At 38.9% G+C, this 20,810-nt stretch carries 22 protein-coding genes; 7 read left to right on the forward strand and 15 right to left on the reverse strand.

Features of this window, described 5'->3' with window-relative positions:
• The first annotated feature begins 64 nt into the window (after positions 1-64).
• The gene (locus tag AMET1_RS03805; protein WP_086637148.1) at positions 65-568 is read left to right on the forward strand and encodes a rubrerythrin family protein; all 504 of its coding nucleotides are present in this window, start codon (positions 65-67) and stop codon (positions 566-568) included.
• A 533-nt stretch (positions 569-1,101) separates the two neighbouring features.
• Positions 1,102-1,656: a DUF2391 family protein gene (locus AMET1_RS03810; RefSeq protein WP_086637149.1), complete on the forward strand. Its 555-nt coding sequence runs from the start codon at positions 1,102-1,104 to the stop codon at positions 1,654-1,656.
• Positions 1,657-1,889: 233 nt separating this feature from the next.
• On the opposite strand, the gene dapF is transcribed toward AMET1_RS03810, so the two are convergent.
• The 4 genes from dapF to AMET1_RS03830 form a co-directional block, all read right to left on the reverse strand.
• Entirely contained in the window at positions 1,890-2,723 is an 834-nt protein-coding gene (dapF, locus tag AMET1_RS03815; RefSeq protein WP_086637150.1) for a diaminopimelate epimerase, read from the reverse strand.
• A gap of 11 nt (positions 2,724-2,734) precedes the next feature.
• On the reverse strand, positions 2,735-4,027 hold the full coding sequence (lysA, locus tag AMET1_RS03820) for a diaminopimelate decarboxylase (protein WP_086637151.1): 1,293 nt from the start codon (positions 4,025-4,027) through the stop codon (positions 2,735-2,737).
• Positions 4,020-5,177, reverse strand: a complete 1,158-nt coding sequence (locus AMET1_RS03825; RefSeq protein WP_086637152.1) for an LL-diaminopimelate aminotransferase — start codon at positions 5,175-5,177, stop codon at positions 4,020-4,022. The genes lysA and AMET1_RS03825 overlap by 8 nt, the downstream gene beginning before the upstream one ends.
• Before the next feature lie 171 nt (positions 5,178-5,348).
• Positions 5,349-5,840, reverse strand: coding sequence for a hypothetical protein (locus AMET1_RS03830; RefSeq protein ID WP_086637153.1), 492 nt, complete (start codon positions 5,838-5,840; stop codon positions 5,349-5,351).
• A gap of 222 nt (positions 5,841-6,062) precedes the next feature.
• Here AMET1_RS03830 and AMET1_RS03835 point away from each other — a divergent pair, with 222 nt between their 5' ends.
• A complete protein-coding gene (locus AMET1_RS03835) occupies positions 6,063-6,305 on the forward strand; it encodes a hypothetical protein (RefSeq protein ID WP_086637154.1) in 243 nt (80 codons plus the stop codon).
• Positions 6,306-6,574: 269 nt separating this feature from the next.
• The gene (locus tag AMET1_RS03840; RefSeq protein ID WP_086637379.1) at positions 6,575-7,042 is read left to right on the forward strand and encodes a hypothetical protein; all 468 of its coding nucleotides are present in this window, start codon (positions 6,575-6,577) and stop codon (positions 7,040-7,042) included.
• 61 nt (positions 7,043-7,103) lie between these two features.
• On the opposite strand, the gene AMET1_RS03845 is transcribed toward AMET1_RS03840, so the two are convergent.
• Together AMET1_RS03845 and hisI are read right to left on the reverse strand one after the other, a co-directional pair.
• Positions 7,104-8,954, reverse strand: coding sequence for a PINc/VapC family ATPase (locus AMET1_RS03845; RefSeq protein WP_086637155.1), 1,851 nt, complete (start codon positions 8,952-8,954; stop codon positions 7,104-7,106).
• A 2-nt stretch (positions 8,955-8,956) separates the two neighbouring features.
• Positions 8,957-9,352 carry a phosphoribosyl-AMP cyclohydrolase gene (gene hisI, locus AMET1_RS03850; RefSeq protein ID WP_086637156.1) on the reverse strand — a complete coding sequence of 132 codons (396 nt, stop codon included), beginning with the start codon at positions 9,350-9,352 and terminating at the stop codon, positions 8,957-8,959.
• Between the two features lie 628 nt (positions 9,353-9,980).
• On the opposite strand from hisI, the gene AMET1_RS08090 reads away from it, so the two are divergent.
• The 3 genes from AMET1_RS08090 (at position 9,981) to AMET1_RS03860 (ending at position 12,113) form a co-directional block, all read left to right on the forward strand.
• Positions 9,981-10,112 (forward strand): hypothetical protein, encoded by a 132-nt coding sequence (locus tag AMET1_RS08090; RefSeq protein WP_269087990.1) that lies wholly within the window; start codon positions 9,981-9,983, stop codon positions 10,110-10,112.
• Positions 10,113-10,181: 69 nt separating this feature from the next.
• On the forward strand, positions 10,182-10,604 hold the full coding sequence (locus tag AMET1_RS03855; protein WP_161490749.1) for an archease: 423 nt from the start codon (positions 10,182-10,184) through the stop codon (positions 10,602-10,604).
• Between the two features lie 72 nt (positions 10,605-10,676).
• Positions 10,677-12,113, forward strand: a complete 1,437-nt coding sequence (locus AMET1_RS03860; protein WP_086637158.1) for an RtcB family protein — start codon at positions 10,677-10,679, stop codon at positions 12,111-12,113.
• A gap of 164 nt (positions 12,114-12,277) precedes the next feature.
• Here AMET1_RS03860 and AMET1_RS03865 read toward each other — a convergent pair whose 3' ends face one another.
• The 9 genes from AMET1_RS03865 to trsS all read right to left on the reverse strand — a co-directional run bounded on the left by AMET1_RS03865 (position 12,278) and on the right by trsS (position 20,734).
• Positions 12,278-12,571, reverse strand: coding sequence for a DUF211 domain-containing protein (locus AMET1_RS03865; protein WP_086637159.1), 294 nt, complete (start codon positions 12,569-12,571; stop codon positions 12,278-12,280).
• 132 nt (positions 12,572-12,703) lie between these two features.
• Entirely contained in the window at positions 12,704-13,348 is a 645-nt protein-coding gene (locus AMET1_RS03870) for a V-type ATP synthase subunit D (protein ID WP_086637160.1), read from the reverse strand.
• 12 nt (positions 13,349-13,360) lie between these two features.
• Positions 13,361-14,794, reverse strand: a complete 1,434-nt coding sequence (locus AMET1_RS03875; protein ID WP_086637161.1) for a V-type ATP synthase subunit B — start codon at positions 14,792-14,794, stop codon at positions 13,361-13,363.
• Positions 14,791-16,563 carry a V-type ATP synthase subunit A gene (locus AMET1_RS03880; protein ID WP_086637162.1) on the reverse strand — a complete coding sequence of 591 codons (1,773 nt, stop codon included), beginning with the start codon at positions 16,561-16,563 and terminating at the stop codon, positions 14,791-14,793. Before AMET1_RS03880 ends, AMET1_RS03875 begins: the two co-directional genes overlap by 4 nt.
• 44 nt (positions 16,564-16,607) lie before the next feature.
• Entirely contained in the window at positions 16,608-16,922 is a 315-nt protein-coding gene (locus AMET1_RS03885) for a V-type ATP synthase subunit F (RefSeq protein ID WP_161490750.1), read from the reverse strand.
• The gene (locus AMET1_RS03890) at positions 16,919-17,974 is read right to left on the reverse strand and encodes a V-type ATPase subunit (RefSeq protein ID WP_086637164.1); all 1,056 of its coding nucleotides are present in this window, start codon (positions 17,972-17,974) and stop codon (positions 16,919-16,921) included. The genes AMET1_RS03885 and AMET1_RS03890 overlap by 4 nt, the downstream gene beginning before the upstream one ends.
• Before the next feature lie 173 nt (positions 17,975-18,147).
• The gene (locus tag AMET1_RS03895) at positions 18,148-18,432 is read right to left on the reverse strand and encodes a helix-turn-helix domain-containing protein (RefSeq protein WP_161490751.1); all 285 of its coding nucleotides are present in this window, start codon (positions 18,430-18,432) and stop codon (positions 18,148-18,150) included.
• Positions 18,433-18,639: 207 nt separating this feature from the next.
• Positions 18,640-19,332: a methyltransferase domain-containing protein gene (locus AMET1_RS03900; RefSeq protein WP_161490752.1), complete on the reverse strand. Its 693-nt coding sequence runs from the start codon at positions 19,330-19,332 to the stop codon at positions 18,640-18,642.
• A 4-nt stretch (positions 19,333-19,336) separates the two neighbouring features.
• Positions 19,337-20,734, reverse strand: a complete 1,398-nt coding sequence (gene trsS / locus AMET1_RS03905; RefSeq protein ID WP_086637167.1) for a radical SAM (seleno)protein TrsS — start codon at positions 20,732-20,734, stop codon at positions 19,337-19,339.
• Between the last annotated feature and the right edge of the window lie 76 nt (positions 20,735-20,810).

Here is a 20,810-nt window from a genome sequence, read left to right on the forward strand (position 1 = left end):
ATAACCCATAAAATCACGGAAAAAATTAAATGAATATAGCTACAAATAATAAACACGATCAATTATGACTAAAACTGAAGATGGCCTGAAAGAAGCTTTTGCTGGTGAATCACAGGCTAGAAATAAATATGAAGCTTATTCAAGAAAGGCCGAGAAAGATGGATACACACAGATAGCTAAACTATTCAAGGCCGCATCAGAAGCTGAAAGAGTTCATGCTAAAAACCATTTCGAAAACCTAGATAAAATCCAAGAAACAAAAGAAAACCTCAAAGACGCCATAGAAGGCGAAAAATTTGAACACGAAGACATGTACCCCGAGTTCGTTGAAGCAGCTAAAGAAGAAAACGAGGACAGTGCACTAGAATCATTCATGTACGCAATGGAAGTTGAAAAAATACATGAAACCCTATACAAAGAAGCTCTAGAATCAGTTCAAAACGACGAAGACCTCGAAGAAACAGACATATACGTCTGCCAGATATGTGGTAACACAGTTTTCGACGAACCACCAGCAGCCTGCCCAATCTGCGGATACCCCAAAGACGAATTCAAAAAAGTCGAATAAACAATAAAACCCACGGACAACCTCCGTGGGACCCATAAACCAAAATTATAAACCAAAAAAACTCTTCTGCGTTTAATATACTATATTTCTAAATCTTTTAATCGACAACCTTCCTACGATAAATCATCTAAATTCCATACAAGGGCCCCAATACCAACCCACAAAGGATGGTATTGAGTTTATACAGAGTTATTTGAAATTTTCATGGTATATGTAGTTAGTTATATGTGGTTTGATTTCTCTCTGATAAGTCTTGTTAGCCTTGTTTGAATCGCATAAGACGTGGGATAGGTCGTACTTCACAATTCTTTTTTTCTGAAAAACCGTATCTAGTGCAATACTTATGTATACCTATAAGGTAATACTGTTTAATTTCGGAACCCTTCTTATAAATCATTGGAGGTTGAGTACTGTTTGTCGGTTTGATATTGATATTTAAGGCCGGTGATTCTTGATGAATTTTCTGTATAAACCTGGTTTTGTTATCTTTTTTTGAAAAACTTTATTTAAATCTATTTTATAGGTATGCATTGATGGATGGTGATGAAGGGTCAGATTTAACTGAGTTGGTTAGGGAGTTTGAAAAACTTGAAGACTCGGTTGAATCTAAAAAGCATAAAACACATATACAGGGTTTGAAGGAAAAAGCTATTCAGTTATCTAAACCAAGAATATTTGGTGTTGTAGTTGAGGATTTTAATCGACGTGACATTGTTGAAGCTTTTTTAGGCAGTCTATTAATCGGGATACCTGTGATCATAGAGGAAGGAACTTTGGAGATTGGGGAGTATATAGCTCAACACCCGATATTTCTGATAGGCACCATTATATTTGGGGTTCTAATTGTAATTGGAATTCTTTACTACACAGATATACAGGAAGTGAAGATTAAAAATCCGTTTTTTGGGGTAATACCTAGAAGGTTGGTTGGAATTATTTTAATTGCCTTCTTAAGTGCTTTATTGCTCATGACAGTTTGGGGTAGAGTTGACTGGAGTGAACCAATGGTTGCATTATCCCAATGTGCTTTTACCTTTGTAGCGATGGCTATTGGAGCTGCTTTAGCAGATATACTACCCGGCACGTAACATCCTAACCAGCCAGATCTTACGGTTTGGAAGATGGTTTATCGGGTAAAAAGTTAGAATTTCAATATAAATAGTATGGATTGGATTATATGTGAACTACCTCGGGGTAGAGCCCCGAGGAACTCTCCCTTCTAATCTGTAGATAGGTTGATATTCTCCAGCTCTAAAGATGGGGGGGATGTTAATTTTGAGTTGAGGTAAAAAAAAGGGGTTTTTTAGTGAGAAACCTGTTTTTATTTTTTTAGGGTTCCTTCGTATACTGTTTTGGCTGGGCCTTCCATGTATGCGGTGTTGTTTTGGAAGATTATTTTTAGTTCTCCTCCTTTTGTTTCGACTGGGATTGTGTTTTTGTCTATTAAACCTGTTTTTCTGGCTATTGCTGCAGATGCTACTGACCCTGTTCCACAGCTTAGTGTTTCTGCTTCTACTCCTCTTTCGTAGGTTCTTACTAATATTTTGTTTTTGTGTTTTTGAATGAAGTTGACGTTTGCTCCTTCTGGGAATATGGGGTTGTTTCTTATGGGTGGTGCTTCTTGCATTATGTCGATTGATTCGATGTCGTTGGTTTGAACTACTGCGTGTGGAACTCCTACGTTGCAGGCGCTTACTTCATGGTTTGTGTTGTTTATTTTTTGTTTTATTAGTTCGCCTTTGTGTTTGGCCGGTATTTTTTTTCGGTTGTAGAGTGGTTTACCCATATTTACTTTGGCCCAAAACTTGTTGTTTTGTTTTGTTTCTATCTCTAGTGTTCCTGCTTTGGTTTCTATGTTGACTGTGTTGTTTTTTGTTTTGTTTTCGACTGTGTATTTTGCTGCGCATCTTATTCCGTTTCCACACATTTCTGCTTCGGTTCCGTCTGAATTGAATATACGCATTTTTAGGTCGGCTTTTTTTGATGGTTGTAGGTATAGTATTCCGTCTGCTCCTATGTTGAATTTTCTTTTGCAGTGTTTTTTTGTGAAGTTTGGTTTTTTTGATTCGGGTATCAATGTCTGATCGATTTCGTCGATTATTATGAAGTCGTTTCCGTTTCCATGCATTTTTGTGAATTTTATTGTTTTTGTCATGTTGGTTACCTTTAGTTGGTTTTCTGTTTTGAAAGTAGGTCTCTGTGTGTTTCTCTTTCTCTAATGAGTTTTGTTTCACCGTTTTCGATGAGTATTTCTGCGGGTAATGGCCTGCTGTTGTATCTTGATGCCATGCTGTATCCGTATGCACCGGTGTCTAGTATTGCTAGTATATCTCCTGCTTTGGCAGTTATCTCTCGGTTTTGTGCTATTATATCTCCTGATTCACATAGTGGTCCAGCTATCTCTGCTTTACGGTCTACTCCTTCTTTTGGTGCGTTTTTGATGTAGTTTCCTGCGTTTTTTGGGTTTGATGCGTTTACGACTCCGTGGTGGGATCCATACATTGCTGGTCTTTGTAGTGTGTTGAATCCAGCGTCGATACCTATGTATCTGTGGAATGGGTTTTCTTTTATGTCGTTTACTTTTGTGAGCAGTATGGATGAGTCTCCGACTAAGTATCGGCCTGGTTCTAAGGCTAGAATGGGTTGGTTTAGGTTGTGTTGTTTGAGTCCTTTTTTATATTCTTTGGTGACCATTTCGGCGAACTTATCGATGTTTAGTGGTTTTTCGTTTGGTTTGTATGGTATTCCTAGGCCTCCGCCGATGTCTATGAATTCTAGGTCTATATCTACTTCGTTGGTGATTTTCCCTACTAACTCCATCATTTTTTGGACTGCTGGCCGGAACTTTTCTACTTCTAGTATTCCGGAGCCTATGTGCATGTGTATTCCTATGGGGGTTAGTCCTAGGTCGATTGCTTCTTTGTATGTGTCTATTATGTCGTCTTCCCATATACCGAATTTGCTTTCTTTTCCTCCGGTTATGCAGTGGTCGTGGTGTCCTGCTCCTACTCCGGGGTTTACGCGGAAGCTTACTTTGGTTGATGTTATTTCGCTTAGTCTACGCATTTCGTGTGCGCTATCGAGGTTTATCATGACGCCTTTGTCTGCTGCGTATTTTAGTTCTTGGTTGCTTACGCTTGTGCCGGTGTATAATATTTTTTCTGGAGAGTATCCTGCTTTTAATGCGCTGTATATCTCTCCGGTGCTTACAGCGTCTATGTGGCATCCTTCTTGTTCTAGTATTTTAAGTATGTTTATGTTTGTGTTTGCTTTGCAGGCGTAATGTAGTCTTATTTTTGGGTAGTGGTTTTGTAGTGCTTGTTTGAGTTTTCTGTATTTTTGTTTTATTCGGTCGCCGCTGGTTACGTATAGTGGTGTGTCGTGTTTTTTGGCTAGTTCGGTTGTGTCGACTCCATCTATTTTGAGGTTTTTTTCAACTTTTAGGTGTGGTCTAGTCAAATTTTATTCCCTCCATTCTTTCTACGGCTTCTTCTATTCTGCCTAGGCTTCTTGTTAGGGCGAATCTTATGTATCCTTCTCCGTGTTCTCCGAATCCGGATCCTGGTGTTGCTACGATTCCTGCTTCGTTTAATAGTTTTTTAGATGTTTCCATGGAGTTGTATCCTTCTGGACATTTTGTCCATATATAGAATGTTGCTTCTGTTTTTGTTGGTTCGAGGTCGGTTGTTTGTATTCCTTCTAGTAGTAGGTCTCTTCTGTCTCTGTATGTATTGTTGCTTTGTTGGACGCATTCTTGTGGACCTTCTAACGCGGTTATTGCTGCTTTCTGTATGGCTTGGAATACACCGCTGTCTACGTTTGTTTTGACCTTTCCGATTCCTTTTATGATTTCTGGGTTTCCTACTACGAAACCGATTCTCCAGCCTGTCATGTTGTATGTTTTGGAGAGTGAGTGGAATTCTACTCCTACTTCTTTTGCTCCGTCTACGTTTAGGAGGCTTGGTGGTTTATGTTCGTAGGATATTTCTGTGTATGCTGCGTCGTGGCATATTATTATGTCATGTTCTTTTGCGAATTCTACTGCTTCTTGGAAGAATTTTTGGTTGGCTGTACCGGCTGTTGGGTTGTTTGGGTAGTTTAAGTACATTATTTTGGCGTCTTGGGCGTCTTCTTCTGTTATTTCATCTAGGTTTGGTAGGAAGTTGTTTTCTTCTTTTAGTGGCATAGGTACTGGTTCTCCACCGGAGAGTATTGTGCCGATTTTGTATACTGGGTATGCTGGGTCTGGGACCAATGTTTTATCGCCTGGGTTTACAAAGGCTAGTGGCATGTGGGCGATGCCTTCTTTGCTCCCTATTAATGAAATAGCTTCTGTTTCTGGGTTTATATCTACTTTAAATCTATTTGAATACCAGTTTGATACTGTTTCTCTATATTCTTTCATTCCTTTGTAGCTTGGATAGCTGTGGGTTGATGGGTCGTTTACTGCGTTCTGCATCGACTGCACGATGTGGTCTGGTGTTGATAGGTCGGGGTCTCCTACGCCGAGGTCTATTATGTCGATTCCTTGTTTTTCTTTTTCTTTTTTCGCTCTATCGAGTTCTGCAAATAGGTATGGTGGTAATGAGTTAATCCTGTCTGAATACATTTTATCCCTTATTGTTTTTTTATAGATTTTTGATTACTCTGTTGGGCCTTATCTCTTTATTCCTTTAGTTTTATTATTTTGCTGGAGATAAGGAATGGATTTAAAAAAAATATAGTTTTTTTTGTTTTTTTTTGTTGGTTTTTTATGTTGTTTGGGTTCGGTTTTTTTGTTTTATCTCCATCTTCTTTTAGATCCTTGTATCTTTGTTTTTATGTTTTTTCGGAGTTTTTCCAGTGTCACGTTTTTTTCTTTGTCGGTGTGGTATTCTATATCTTGTTTTGTTTTTTTACCTACCCCGCATAGTGACATCATGCCGCTTTGGTCTTTGTAGAAGACTTTGAACCATTCTTCTGAAAATGCTATTTCGGCTATTTCGTTTCCTTCGTTTTTTTGGCTGAAGATAAGATGGTTTTTTTGGTTTTCCTCTGTTACTGTTTTTTCGAAGTCTCCTGTTTGGTCTATTATTTCGTATATTTCTTTTACGGCTTGTCTTAGTTCTTGTGGGAGGTATGCTGCTAGTTTGTCTATTTTTGGGCCTGGTATTATTCCTAGTTCTTTTCTTAGGACGTCGTTGAATGTTTGCGCTCCTGTTTCTCGTTTTAATCTTTCTAGTTCTCTATGTACGCTTTCGTCTACTTTTATGTTCTTAGTTGGCTGAACCATTGGTAACCTCACTTCCTATTTTGGTTTTCCTTTTAGTTTTATTCTTTTTGTTTTTGGATGTTTGTTTCCGGGTTTGTTACCGCGGTTTTCTATGTTTATTCTTGAGTGATATTAACAATATCCTTTATCTCCAGTATACTGATTATCTTTTAGATAAACAATATATTTTTGCATAAAATTTATATTGGATAAAAACATTATTACTTAGTGGAGGCAATAACAATGGAAAACAACAGTATACACAAAACAAAAGGACTGAATAAAGACATAGAGAACCTAACAAAATACGACCTCCTTTTGACGGCGATACCCGCAATACTAATAAGCATGTTTTTAATAGGGTACGCAGCGCCAATACCAGTCGAATTAGGAATTATAGCAGCATCGCTATTATCTTCAGGCCTCATATTATTCGGAATACTAGACATAGCGCCTGGACAAAAAAACAAACCACAGGGAAATTAAACCATATTTCCCATTCAGTCTCTTAAAAAAGATTGATAAACCCGCTCGAAAACCGAGAGCGGGTGTAAAATCAAAAACTCATTTTTTCTCTACAAAACCTTTAACAACAAAATAAAAACGACAACACATACAATATTTTTTAATTGGATTTTTCTACTTCTTCTAAACATTTATTTCTGAACAATTAAACAATATCACTATGTTTACAGTTGATTTGTTGTTAAAGTATTAATTGGATTTACGATTATTTTTAAATGGGTGATTGTGAGTTGACGGAGTTTGAACGGGATTTGGTTAAAAGTTTCAATAGTTATTTTGAAAAAAATGGTGTTAGGGCTATAGCTTATCGAAGAAAACAACATCGTTTTTCTAGCCAGTTTGTAGATATATTGGTTGATTCAATAAAACCTGACTATTATATAGCGATTGAGAATAAATCGATTTCAACTGCTAAAGGAGCAAAGAAACTATATTTTTCTCAACATTTTTCAAAAAACCAAGTTGAAAGGATAGATACTTTCTTGAATAAAAGCGGTCGAAATGGCTATCTAGCCGTCGAACTTAAACAAGGAAGAGGTAAACCTCGACAGGCCTTCATGATCCCATGGAATGTAATCATTAAGCGTTATCATGAAGATGAAAGTGGGTTAGGGGTTAAAGAGATAAAGAGGTTTATGGAGATTGAGAGAAATGGTGAAAAATACAAGGTAGGGTCTTTCTTTAACGAGGACCTTTGATAAAAAATAAGGGTTGTAGTTTATTCTACCTTGTTTCACCAAGGTTTTTTGGTTGGTTTGTTTAGGTTGTCTGTATCTTCTTACCTGTGTTTATGCTTTCCATCACTTGTTGGGCGATTGCTGTTCCCTTTCTTATCTTAATTGTTCCGTCTTGGCCAACAGTGGCTGTTAAGAGGTATTCATCACTGGCATGGATATCTACTGTTTCGCCTGATTTTTCTTTACCCAAATCTAATACTACTTGATCGGATTTTATTGAGACGTTTACGTTATGAGTTCCCATTTCTTTGGATTTGTTCTTAGTTCGTTTGTTTTTCATTTCTGAGAAGGGTCTGACATCTATGCTTAGGCCTAAGTCTTCTTCAACCATCGATATGTTTTCTCCTCCTCGACCTAACAATCGGGCTATCTGGTTTTCAGGTACGTAGACTATTGTGCTGTCGTCTGATTTAATTTCAGCTTTTACGTTTCCACCTACGTATTTTCTTATTTCCCGTTCAACCTGTTTTTCTGCCATTTTCCATACCGGTTTTGTCGTCTCAGATTCTTCGATTGGCATTACAACTACCTGTTCGCCATATGTATATATCTCATATTCTACTTCGTCGGTTTCAAAGTTTTTTACCTCTATTACCGGTCTGGCTAGGTCTTTCTCCATCATTCCCGCAGGTACTTTTACTGTGAACCCTATGTCGTATACCTTAGCTATTTTAGCTTCATCCAAGAACACAACTGTGTCAACAACTTGTGGAACCATACCTAGTTCTACTCTACCTATTAATCTCTGTAATGCATCTATACCTCTGTTTGCGTGTGTTACACCTATCATTCCTACACCGGCTAGACGCATGTCTGCAAATACTTTGAAGTCTGATGTCTTTCTGACTTCGTCATATATAGTGTAGTCGGGTCTGACTAGGAGTAGTAGGTCTGCTGTCAGGTCTATCCTACCTTCTAGTGAAGTGTATTGGGTTATTTCATCCGATACCTGAAGGTCTCTTGGATCTTCCATTGTCTTGACTACATAATCTTTTTCAAGCAGGTAGTCTGCAATTGCTTGAGCTAATGTGCTTTTACCCGCTCCTGGAGCTCCTGCAAGCAATACTCCTCTTTGTTTCTCCGCCAACCTGTGTTTTAGTTCGGTGGATAGTCGATAGTCATCTAGGGATACCTTTGTTATGGGGCGTACAGCGGTTATTTCAAATCCATCGGCAAATGGGGGTCGAGATATAGAAATACGCATGTCTCTTAGTTGTACTACAGTGGCCCCACCTTTATCAAACTCTATGAATCCTTTAGAACTACGTTTTGCTTTTTCAACTATCTCTCTAGATAGTTTCTGAACCTTGTTTGCAGTCATTATCTGGTCATCAATTACCTTCATCTTCATTTCACCAGGAACACCAACTTTACCTTTGACTTTAGTGCCCTGTTTTATGTGAACCGACATCACATTATCCATCGAATTGAAGTAATCTATAAGCCTTATATCCGTTTCAGTGTCCTCAGTTTCGGGCTGTAGGTATTTCACCTCCAATCCTTTGACCCTACCAATTTCAGCTTGAACTACATCACTTGTTAAAAGCATTGCATTCTCTTCAATCGCTAGATCTCTAATCAAATAATCTATCTCGCCACCTGAAGCTAACTTAATCTGTTCCAGGTTAGGTCTAGCACCTTTGAAGGTTAGTTTGATTACGCCTGTATCTTGGAGTTTTCTGAGTTTCTGAATCTCCTCGATTCCATTTAAACCGATTTCTTGTCCTTTATTCGCTTGGGATTCAAGTTCTCCAACTACGGCTTCAGATATTATAACCTCTATCTCATCAAAATCCCCTAACTCTTCATCTTCAATTATCTTTGTAACTCTACCATCTATGACAACACTTGTATCAGGAACAATCTTCTTCATTTTTAATCTCCATAAACTATATTTGGATCGAAAACCTTACTTTCAACTTCTTTAAATCCATCATCTGTTAACTTTCTATAAAAACAGGTGTAGTGGCCGGTATGGCAAGCACCACCTTTCTGTTTCACTTTTAGCAGAACGGTATCTCCATCACAATCTAAATATAAATCAATCACTTTTTGAGTATTACCAGACTCTTCTCCCTTCTTCCAAAGTTTCTGACGACTACGACTCCAGTAATACGCAGTTTTTTCTTCAATTGTTTTCTCTAAAGCCTCTTCATTCATATAAGCAACCATTAAAATCTCATTGTCCTCAAAATCCTGCACAACTACAGGAACAAGCTCTCGTTCAAAATCTATTTTATCTTTAATATCGGTAAACTCAACATTATTCAATACAACCACCAACCTCCGACCAAAAAACCAAAAACTATGACTATTAAATCTTTATAACTATTTAAGGCTTTCAACACCATTTAGTCTTTCCCCAACCTAATTAATAAACCAAAAAAACCCCAACCATTCTCTAAAAGCTCTAAAAATATACCTTTTAATAGAATAAACAAACACTAAAACAAAAAAAACAAAAATAACCTATACAAAACGAACAACCAAATCCAATATGAAAACTATTATAAAGTATACCTTAAAAAACCATAAAACCATAATAAAAGGAAGTATACATCTTGAATAAAAAAACAGTTAAAATAACATTATACTTAACGATATTACTATTCTTGTTATTAGGAACAACCATCTCAATTCTAATAGACAATATAAACTCCTTCTTAATCGGTGTTATAGGCGTGGGTATACTGGTTTCTCTATACAGAGTTATTATTTGGCAGCATGAACAAACCAAAAACAATAAAAAAACCTACAGGAAATAAATTCACACCAAAAACTTAACCAAGCGAAAAGCCAATTAACTATAGGAAAAAGAGTGTTATCTAAAGAAACTGTTGATTATAACGAAACGGCTCAAGCTTCCTCAGCTTATTATTGCGACCAATGTGGCCTTTTTATGAAAACACAGGTCGAAGAATCCATGCCACCTGCATGGCTATCTAAAGAACATAAAAAATACATCGAAACACCAGGTTTATTGGTCTGTAGATGTCCATTATGCCAGAGCACAACCCGTCATGTTTCCTAAAACGAAAATGAGTATATACACCACAAGTATATAACTCTGACTTCATGTAGAATAATGGACGGTTTATCGATGAAGAAATTTAAGTTTTTAGAACACACCGCTGACGCACAGTTCATCGCATATGGACGAACCATCGAGGAAGCATTTGAAAATGTAGGACTAGCAACATTTGAAGCTATGTTAAATACCGACCGTATCGATCTAGAAGAAAAAATAGAAATCGATTTACACGCTCAACAAATTGAAGAACTGGTATATGAATGGCTTTCCGAACTGATATTCTTATTCAGTGCAAACAACATAGTTTTCAACAAATTTGATGTAAACATAGATAGAGACGAAGATGGTTTCAAACTATCTGGAAGTATTTTGGGTGAGAAAATAGATATGGAGAAACATAAAATCCATACTGAAGTTAAAGCCCCAACATACCATGGACTCTCAGTTAAACAAAACGATTTTTTCGAAATTAAAGTTCTCTTAGATACTTAAACAACAAATAAATGTATTTCAATATGTTTAAGTATATTTTATATTTAATCAAGTAAGTTTGGAGGTATTATCATGAAGAGAGATAGATTAATGAAAATTAACGACTTAACATGGGAGATCCCAGAAAAATATAAAAACTGTATGCGGGTTCCAGGCCGAATGTACCTATCCGAAGAGTTGGTGGATATAGTTGAAGAAGACACCTACGAACAGGTGGCTAATGTAGCGTGCCTACCAGGAATAGTAAAATACTCCCTAGCAATGCCAGAAGCACACCTTGGATATGGATTTCCAATAGGTGGTGTGGCAGGAATCGATATTGAAGACGGCGTAATAAGCCCCGGTGGCGTAGGTTTCGATATAAACTGTGGTGTTAAAACCTTAAAAACAAACCTAACACTGGAAGATGTTCAAGGCGGTGTTGAAGAACTTATAAACAGATTATTCTCAAACATACCGTCAGGAGTGGGTTCAGAAAGCAAATTAAAATTAAGCCACGACGAACTAGATTATCTATTAGAAAACGGTTTAGATTGGGCCTTAGAAAATGGATATGCAAAACAAGACGACGTAATTCACTGTGAAGAAGAAGGTTGTATAACAACAGCAGACGCAAACAAGGTTAGTAACAAAGCTAAAAAAAGAGGACTCAGCCAAGTTGGGACACTTGGAAGCGGCAACCACTTCCTAGAGGTACAGTATGTAGATGAAGTTATCGATCAAGACACAGCAGAGAAATTTGGATTAACAAAAAACCAAATCATCGTAATGATACATACAGGAAGCCGTGGATTCGGACACCAAGTATGCACAGATTATGTAAAAAAACTCGAAAAAGCAACAAAAAAATACAACATCGATATACCGGACAAACAACTAGCCTGCGCCCCATTTGACTCAAAAGAAGGACAAGACTACTTCGCAGCAATGGCCTGCGCAGCCAACTACGCCTGGGTCAACAGGCAGGTGATAGCCAGCTGGGTAAGAGACGTATTCCACAACTACTATGGTCAAGACACCGAGCTGGAAACACTATACGACGTAGCACACAACATAGCCAAAAAAGAAACCCACACAGTAAATGGAGAAAAAAAAGAGTTGATAGTACACCGTAAAGGTGCTACAAGAGCCTTCGGACCAAACCACAAAGAACTACCAAGTTCCTACCAAGAAACAGGACAACCAGTAATGATACCCGGTAACATGGGAGCCCCATCCTACATACTGAGAGGAACACAGTTCGCTATGGAAAACACATTCGGTTCAACATGCCACGGAGCAGGAAGAAAAATGAGTAGGTCTCAAGCTAAAAGAGAGTACTGGGGTGAAACAGTTCAAAAAGAACTTTCAAAACAAAAAATATATGTAAAAGCTACACACGGAGCAGTAATAGCAGAAGAAGCTCCTGGAGCATATAAAAACCCAGATAAAGTTGTAAACGTAGCACACAACCTCGGTATCTCCAAAAAAGTAGTTAAACTAAAACCTCTCGGAGTGGCCAAAGGATAACATACCTAACAAAAAACACGAAAAAGATTCATTAGGATGGTTTTTTGGGTGGCATTCAAACAACTCCACCACCCATCCTCTTAAAACACAAAAAAACATTTACTAAAAACTTTTACTGAAAACCTAAAACCTAATTGGTTTTTAAAAAAAAAATTTGTAGGGTTTTATCTGTCTTGAAGTGTTTCTACTTCTTCTACTAGTTGTTTTCCTGCTGCTACTTCGTCTATGCTGTGTATAACGGCTCCTGTTTCTTCGATGATTTTTTGTACTTCATCGAAATTGATGTTGTTTCCTTCGATTGTGACTTTTACGTTTTCGGTCTGTTGGTCTACTTCGTATAGGCTTAGGTTTACGCCTTCTATGCCTGTGGTAGTGCTTATTCTTGTAGCTAGTTCTAGCAGGCTTGGTTCATGTGGTTTCAATACGTCTAAAACAACTCTTTTGATAACTCCTGACATCTTCAATCTATATTATACTGTGATAGTTAAGTGCTTTTTTCTTTGTTTTCAATCATATTTAACTGTTTAAGTAGGTTTGACGATGGCTATAAAAAAAGGGAATAAAAATATGGGGGGGCCTCGGGTGAGGCTTTATCTTTCTAGTTTTGCTTTAACTCGTTTTAGTCGGAAGAAGGATTCTCTTTCCATTTCGTCGAGTTTCATTTCGATGTAGTCTACGGTGTTTTCGAATTTTGGTATTAGGTTGTATTCTAGTGCGTTTACTCGTCTTTTTGTTTTTTCGATTTCTTCTGATAGTAGTCGTATGCTTTCTTCGATTTCTGCGACTAGTACTATCATGTTGAGGACTTCTTCGAATCTTTCTGCGGCTTCGTCGAGTTGTGGTGGGGTGTCTATTGGTGAGAAGCCTCTTTCTCGGTATTTTCGTTTTGGGTTGCCTTGTTTTTCTAGTTTGGGTACGGTTACTCCCATGATGTTTTTCTTTGCGGCGTCGAACTCTAGTTCGGTTTCGCTGACGGAGGTTGTTAATGATTCGATTTTGACTGCTCCTGATTCGGCTTCGGCTTCTATTAGCATTCGGAATGCTTCTTCGAGTTCTTTTTCTAGTTCTTCTCGGATTCCTTTGGCTTCTTTGACTACTTCGAATAACTCCATTATTAATGCGTCTCTTTTTTCTTCGAGTAGGTCGTGTCCTTTTTCCGCTAGCTCCAGTCTTTCCCGCATCTCTAGGAGGTCCATCCTTATTGGACGGACGCCGTCAACGATATCTTTAGACATTGTTTTACCTCGTTATTGTTGTTCAGCTGTAGACTCTGTTTCTTCGGTTTCTTCGGTTTCTGCTGATTCGTAATATTCGGCTATGTAGTCTCGGTCGATTCGTTTTAGTTCTTTCTTTGGGAGTTTGGAGAATATGTCCCAAGCGGTTTGTAGTGTTTCCTCGATTGTTCTTCTTTCGTCTAGGTCTTGTGAGACGTATTTTTCTTCGAAGTCGTCGGCGATCTGTAGGTACATTCGGTCTCTTTCTGTCAATGCTTCTTCTCCGACTACGGCTACGAGGTCTCTTAGGTCTCTTCCTTCTGCGTAGCTTGAGTATAGTTGGTCGCTGACGTCGCTGTGGTCTTCTCTTGTTTTTCCTTCCCCTATTCCTGCGTCCATTAGTCTTGAGAGGCAGGGTAGGACGTCTATCGGTGGGTATATACCTTTTCGGTGTATGTTTCTTGAGAAAACAATCTGGCCTTCTGTTATGTATCCTGTTAGGTCTGGGATTGGGTGTGTTATGTCGTCGTCGGGCATTGTGAGCATTGGGATCTGTGTGATTGTTCCTTCTTTGTTTTTGATTCGGCCTGCTCTTTCGTATATACCTGCTAGGTCGGTGTACATGTATCCTGGGTATCCTCTTCTTCCTGGTACTTCTTCTCTTGCTGCTGCGATTTCTCGTAGTGATTCGCAGTAGTTTGTTAGGTCGGTTAGTAGTACGAGGATGTGCATGTCTTTTTCGTATGCGAGGTATTCGGCTATTGTTAGGGCTATTCTTGGTGTTACGATTCTTTCAACTGCTGGGTCGTCGGCTAGGTTCAGTAGGACGACTGTTCTTTCTAGTGCGCCTGTTCTTTCGAAGCTTTTCATGAAGAAGTTTGATTCTTCGTTTGTTATTCCCATTGCTGCGAAGACGACCGCGAAATCTTTTTCTTCTCCACCACGAACTTTTGCTTGTCTTGCTATTTGGGCTGCGAGTTCGTTGTGTGGTAGTCCTGAGACTGTGAATACTGGTAGTTTCTGTCCTCTTACAAGGGTGTTCATTCCGTCTATTACGGATATTCCTGTTTCGATGAATTCTTCTGGGTGTTCTCGGGCTTCTGGGTTTATTGATGACCCGTATATGTCTCGTTCTTCTTCTGGTATTATTTCAGGTCCACCGTCTATTGGTTGGCCTGTTCCGTCTAGGACTCTTCCGAGTAGGTCTTCGGAGACTCCTATTGTCATTGTTTTTCCGGTGAATCGTACTTTTGTGTTTTTTGTGTCCAGGCCTCTTGTTCCTTCGAATACTTGGATTACGGCTCGGTCTCCTTCGGCTTCAAGTACTTTTCCTCTTCTTTTCACTCCGTCGTTTCCAACTACTTCTACAACCTCGTCGTATGCTACTCCTGATACGTCTTCAACGACCATTATGGAGCCTGATACTTCAGATACTGTTGAATATTCTATTGCTCCGGATTTGCTCATCTTCTAACCTCCTTTTTAAGTTTGTCTACTTCATTTTTCATTTGGTTCCGGATGTCAGTTAGTTCTTGTTCGAATTCGTCTTCTGGTACTTCTTTCATCCGGGCTATTCTTTGTTTGACTTCCATTTCTGCTATTTTGTCTGCGGGTACGCCTTGGTCAACTGCTTCTGATGCTACATCATAGAACTGTAGGATTGTTTCTATCATGTCCATTTGTTTTTTTGGTGAACAGTATGTGTCTATGTCGTGGAACGCGTTTTGTTGTAGGAAGTCTTCCCGTAGTATTCTTGAGACATCTAGTACGACTCTTTCTTTTTCTGGTAAGGCGTCTGGCCCTACGAGTTGCACTACTTCTTGTAGTTCGTCTTCCTGTTGTAGTAGTTCGAGTGATCTTCTTCTGAGTTCAAGCCATCCGTCTTTTATTTCTTGGTCCCACCATTTTTTGACGTCTTCGTTGTATAGTGAGTATGATTCTAGCCAGTCTATGGCTGGGAAGTGTCTTCTGTCTTTTAGTTCTGTGCTTAGAGCCCAGAATACTTTGACTATCCGGAGCGTGTTTTGGGTTACCGGCTCTGAGAAGTCACCGCCTGGTGGTGATACTGCACCTACAACGGATACTGAACCGGTTCTATCTTGTTGTCTTACCATTCCTGCTCTTTCGTAGAACTCTGCTAGTCTTGTTGCAAGGTATGCTGGATATCCTTCTTCTCCAGGCATTTCTTCTAGTCGGCCTGATATTTCTCTTAATGCTTCGGCCCACCTTGATGTTGAGTCGGCTTGAAGTGCTACGTTGTATCCCATGTCTCTATAGTATTCTGCTAGTGTTATTCCGGTGTATATTGATGATTCTCGTGCTGCAACGGGCATGTTGCTGGTGTTTGCGATTAGTATTGTTCTTTCCATCAGTGATTCACCGGTTTCTGGGTCTTCTAGTGCTGGGAATTCTTCAAGTACTTCAGCCATTTCGTTTCCTCTTTCTCCACAGCCTATGAAGATTATTACGTCTGCGTCTGCCCATTTTGATACTTGGTGTTGTAGGACTGTTTTTCCTGTTCCGAAACCACCTGGTATTGCTGCTGTACCGCCTTTTGTCATTGGGAAGAATGTGTCAAGGACTCTCTGTCCTGTTATCAATGGTTCGTTTGGATTGAGTTTTTCGTCTTGTGGTCTTGGTTCTCTCACCGGCCATCTTCTTAGCATCTGTATTTCTATTACTTCTCCTTCTGGGGTTTCTATTTCCGCAATTGTTTCGTCTACGGTGAACTCCCCTTCTTTTATTGTTTTAACGACTCCTTGAGTTCCTCTGGGAACCATTACTCGATGTTCAACTATTTTTGTTTCTGGTACTGTTCCGAGTATATCTAGTTCACCTACTTCGTCTCCTTCAGATACTTCTGGTGTGAACTTCCATTCTTTTTCGTAATCTACAGAGGGAACTTCTATACCACGTGGTATGAAGTCACCGCCTTCTTCTCTAATGTAGTTTAGCGGTCTTTGTATTCCATCGAATATTGAGCTCATTAGTCCTGGGGCTAGGTCGACAGACAGGGGTTGGCCTGTGTTAACGACCTTTTCACCTGGAGCTACGCCTGATGTTTCTTCATAACATTGTATTACGGCTTTGTCGCCGTCTAGTTCGATAACTTCTCCGAATAGACCCATTTCTCCAATTTCAACAACCTCGTGCATCTCTGTTCCTTTCATGTTGTCGGCTTCGACAACTGGGCCTGAAACTTTAATTATTCTCCCTTCTTCACCACTGGATTCCACTTTACTTTTAGTAGAAATCTTATAACCTCCTTTTTTTATTTAGTTTAGATGTCTTCTAGATCTATCTCGACACCAACAGCTTTTTTAACCATTTCCTGCAACTGGGATTGTGTAGACCCATGTTTGTCAGGTATTTCAACTATAATTGGGAATACATCTCGTCTGTCTCTAAATCTTTTAAGTGATTCTCGGTTTTCTTCTGCAATTCTTTCTGTTGTTATCACTATACCTATTTCGTCACTTAATTCGTATAGAGCGTCTTCGAACTCGTCTCCTTCTTTTGCAACCGAGGCTTCTTTCACTCCGGCTAGTTTGAAGCCGGTTACTGTATCTTCATCTGCTACTACAGCTACTTTCACAGTACCAAGACCTCCTTGATATCTTCGTAACCTATGCCAGCGTTTTTGTATGTGAATATTTTTCTTAGGTTCTGTATCTCTATCCTTTTTAGTGCTAGATATCCTAGTATAACGCCTGGCCCTAATGGTTCGTCTCTATATATCTCCATTGCTGTTTTTTTCTGTAGTTTATCGAGTTTGATTGATGCTTCTTCTATTACTTCCGGACAGTCGCAGTCATGCAGTTCAGCGAGTGTTTCGAAGTAGGTGTCTTTGAGTTCTAGCACTGCGTTTCCTAATTCATCGTATTCAGCCATTGTGAGTAGTGTGTCCATATCTATTTGGTATGGGTTTATTAGAAATTCCTCGACTTCTTCTGGCTCCATTTCATCTCTTATTGATCTGAGTACCGTTTCAACGTTTACGCGGTCGACTAGTAATCCGAAGTATTTTTCGATGTTTTGGTTGTGTTTTTCGAAGTATTTTTTTACTCTGGTATCGCTGCGTGTAACCTTGTCCATGATGTTTTCATATAGCTTTAGGTCCAACAGTACTTCTGGCTCTATGAGTCCATCGTGTTCTTCGTCTATTTCCTGTAGTATTGGAACAAGGAACTCGTATTCTGTGTCTTTGAGTTTTTCTGCTGCTTCTTTATAGTTTTCTGATTCAGCTATATCGTCAATTAGTTTGTATAGTTCTGAATCTGTTTTTATTAAGAACTCTCTGTATTCATGGTCTTTTTCTTTAATCGCTCTCAATGCTACTTTGAGGTTCTGCACGTCCCATCGGTTCATGTATTCCCTGAATACTTTTTTAAGTATCTCTGGACTGTATTTCGCTATATTGTTTTCTTCTTCAAGAAGGTGGTTACTGAGTTCTCTATCTACATCAAAATAGTCCTCATCTTTCGATATGTTTTCACTGTACTCTGTGTCTTTCAACATCTCTATTGCTTCAGACACAGTGTCGGTTTGAGCGATCTCTGTCATTTTTTGTGGCGAAATTAATTTCGCTTTTTTCGCCCTTACCCTACCAAGAGAAAATTCTAGTGAAGAGATTCCTGTTTCTTTCATTTAATTACCCGGCCAAAAAAATTTTATTAATACTTATAATATCTGTTAACAACTGCCATCATTCTCAATCTGCTTTTTTTTATTTAAACTTTTGTTATCTAATTGACTAAATTACCTCTAAAAACCTATGTATTGCTAGCACTGTTAACTAAAAACCTACTGGTTATAGTAAACTACCCACTACCATACCTCGGGTATGCCTTGGTGTGGAAGGGGTTTCCTGTTTCGATGACGCAACTTGCAGATACATCACAGAACTGAATCTGGTGTTTGTTGTCTGTAGAGGTTGCAGTCTCCGCAGACGTAACTTCGGCAAGTCCCTTACCTAAAATATTATCTGCTGCGTTGAGTTCTTCAGGGAAGTGGTTGTAGATTTGTCGGCACAGTTCAAGATGTTTTTCCAGTTCTTGCTTGTCCTGTTCTGAAGGGTAGGGACGATACTTGTAACTCCTATTCATAGTCATACTCCATAAGGTAACTTCCTCAACAACTTTTTTATTGGTTCGGGTGATCCATCCCCAACCTAACTCCACCTTCGTTCCATAAGGAAAAGGACTTCACACCCCAAATAAGTTAAAACTACTTGGTTTAAATAACGAGTTGGTTTGGAATAGAGATGATGAGGTAGTTTGTTTGGTTTGAAAGATAGTTTGTACTGGCTTAGCTTAATTTATGTGTTTTGCTGTTATTCTGACTTTATGGAACTCGAGTCCTTCGGGCTCCATAGATAGTATTCTTTCTTTGTTTTGTGTCTCTTTTATTTCAAGTCCGTTTTGGTTTAGTTTTTCTTGTAGTTCTTTCTGTGTGTTGGCGCCGGCTAGACATGTAACAACCATAGATATATCTTTTCTGAGTTTTCCAGGTATGTCTTTGTTTACTATTATTTCTGAGAAATATGCATGGCCGGTTGGTTTAAGTATTTTTTTTATAGATTTTATGGCTTTTTCTTTTTTAATTAGGTTTAACACACAGTTTGTGAATATTATGTCGAATGTGTTTTTTTGGAACGGTATGTTCTCGGCGTCTCCTACTACAAAATGTATGTTCTCGATTTTAAGGTCGTTTATGTCTTTTTGTGCTTTAACCGCCATCTCTCCAGAGAAGTCTAGCCCTACTACTTCTCCGTTTGGAACTAGTTGGGATGTTATGAAGCAGTTTATTCCTCCTCCGGACCCTAACTCCAAGACTTTTTCGTTTCCTTCGACCTCTATGTCTTGAAGGGGGTAGTCACATCCAAGTGATATAAGGTGTTTGGAGGCGTTTTCAGCCTCCGGTGACTCGTTTACATCTATTTCTGTGAATCCTTCGAACTCTCCTTCCGCGACTTTTGAGTAGAACTCCTTTATTTCTTCTTTCATTGGATCATTTCCTGTATTTTGAGAATATTTTTTCTCTGTATAGGGATTCTCCATCTTTGTTTGTTAGGTTGAAGTTGCAGAACGGTATCATTCTTCCATCTGGGACAACTACGTGTATACAACATTTTTCTGTTCTGTTTGTTTCATGTGTCCATGCGTCTTGGAAATCCATTATTGAGATCGTTAGGTAGTTTTCCATTGCCCTTCGAACGAAGTCTTCCCAACCACCTGCTTCACAGCAGGAATCACTTGAATCTATGTCTAATAGTTCTTCTGGACTTGATTCACATCCGCATCTGCTTCCTTTCCACCTGTTTTCTACGGAAGATTTTGTCTTTTCTGCTATGTCTCCTACTTCTCCTGAAGCTCCCAATGTTTTATCTGTTAATGGAAGGAACTCATCGTTTTCATCTACGATTGCAAGACAACTTATGTCGCAGTGTACGCTTGGACATGAGGTGGGTGTGAAGTTCTTCACCTTTATTTCGCCTTGGGTTTGGTTTTCTATGGCTTTAGCGGTTTCCCAAAGCGTTACCCTACTGTCTTCATCTAGCCATGTTGGTGATCTACCGAACAATGAAACCGGTTGGAAGTGAACTCCTTTGACAGCGGGAATGAGTTCTTTTGCAAAATTTACTATATCTCCAACTTCCTGGTAGTTGTAGCCTTTTGCTACGGTTGGAACTAATACGACACCAACTCCAGCTTCAGCAGCTCTCTCTATCGCTTTGACTTTTTCTTCAAGAAGTGGTTTTCCATATCTTTTTTCATATACACTATCTGAAACACCATCGAAACTCAGGTATATGGAGTCTATCCCTTCTTTACATATTTCTTCGAAAAAATCTGGGTCTTCAGCTATTCTAACACCATTTGTATTTAGTTCAATATGGTCTATCCCGACCTCACGTCCCATCCTAATTATTTCAGGTAGGTCATTCCTTATTGTTGGTTCCCCTCCAGATATTTGAACCAAAGAACTACCATCCGACCTATCTTTAACCGTTTGGAACATATCTCTAATCTGGCCTAGTGATGGTTCGTAGTACTCACCACCTTTTTTCGAGTCAGCGAAACATATTGAACAGTTCATATCACAGTTTTCTGTGACTTCTAACACTGCGATACACGTGTGTTGTTCATGTTCATCGCATAATCCACAGTCTGTTGGACAGCCTTCATCTCTCTCAGTCGTTGGAGATGTCGGTTTAGTACGGTCTACCTCGAAACCCTCCATATCCATATAAAAATCTGCGTTCCTTGATGTCACCGCTTTAAAAACACCATGTTCACTGCATTTTTTTTCAAGAACCACTTCACCATCTTCTATGTACTTTTCTCCAACAATGACTTCAAGACATTCAGGACATACACTTCTATATTCTCCTAATTTTTTAACCAAAAAATACACCTCATACCATAGGCCAACCCTATGAACATAATTGAAATAGAAATAACTGGCTAATTATAATCTAACA

The organism is Methanonatronarchaeum thermophilum (assembly GCF_002153915.1).
GTDB classification, from domain to species: Archaea; Halobacteriota; Methanonatronarchaeia; order Methanonatronarchaeales; family Methanonatronarchaeaceae; genus Methanonatronarchaeum; species Methanonatronarchaeum thermophilum.

Bases quoted from the DNA above. Each gene is read 5' to 3' on its own strand.
- AMET1_RS03895 (WP_161490751.1), bottom strand. From the start codon at position 18,432: ATGAATAGGAGTTACAAGTATCGTCCCTACCCTTCAGAACAGGACAAG.
- AMET1_RS03810 (WP_086637149.1), top strand. From the start codon at position 1,102: ATGGATGGTGATGAAGGGTCAGATTTAACTGAGTTGGTTAGGGAGTTT.
- AMET1_RS03865 (WP_086637159.1), bottom strand. From the start codon at position 12,571: ATGTCAGGAGTTATCAAAAGAGTTGTTTTAGACGTATTGAAACCACAT.
- AMET1_RS03830 (WP_086637153.1), bottom strand. From the start codon at position 5,840: ATGGTTCAGCCAACTAAGAACATAAAAGTAGACGAAAGCGTACATAGA.
- AMET1_RS03845 (WP_086637155.1), bottom strand. From the start codon at position 8,954: ATGAAGAAGATTGTTCCTGATACAAGTGTTGTCATAGATGGTAGAGTT.
- AMET1_RS08090 (WP_269087990.1), top strand. From the start codon at position 9,981: ATGAAAACACAGGTCGAAGAATCCATGCCACCTGCATGGCTATCTAAA.
- AMET1_RS03835 (WP_086637154.1), top strand. From the start codon at position 6,063: ATGGAAAACAACAGTATACACAAAACAAAAGGACTGAATAAAGACATA.
- AMET1_RS03805 (WP_086637148.1), top strand. From the start codon at position 65: ATGACTAAAACTGAAGATGGCCTGAAAGAAGCTTTTGCTGGTGAATCA.
- AMET1_RS03860 (WP_086637158.1), top strand. From the start codon at position 10,677: ATGAAGAGAGATAGATTAATGAAAATTAACGACTTAACATGGGAGATC.
- AMET1_RS03890 (WP_086637164.1), bottom strand. From the start codon at position 17,974: ATGAAAGAAACAGGAATCTCTTCACTAGAATTTTCTCTTGGTAGGGTA.
- AMET1_RS03875 (WP_086637161.1), bottom strand. From the start codon at position 14,794: ATGAGCAAATCCGGAGCAATAGAATATTCAACAGTATCTGAAGTATCA.
- AMET1_RS03900 (WP_161490752.1), bottom strand. From the start codon at position 19,332: ATGAAAGAAGAAATAAAGGAGTTCTACTCAAAAGTCGCGGAAGGAGAG.
- dapF (WP_086637150.1), bottom strand. From the start codon at position 2,723: ATGACAAAAACAATAAAATTCACAAAAATGCATGGAAACGGAAACGAC.
- AMET1_RS03825 (WP_086637152.1), bottom strand. From the start codon at position 5,177: ATGTATTCAGACAGGATTAACTCATTACCACCATACCTATTTGCAGAA.
- AMET1_RS03870 (WP_086637160.1), bottom strand. From the start codon at position 13,348: ATGTCTAAAGATATCGTTGACGGCGTCCGTCCAATAAGGATGGACCTC.
- AMET1_RS03855 (WP_161490749.1), top strand. From the start codon at position 10,182: ATGAAGAAATTTAAGTTTTTAGAACACACCGCTGACGCACAGTTCATC.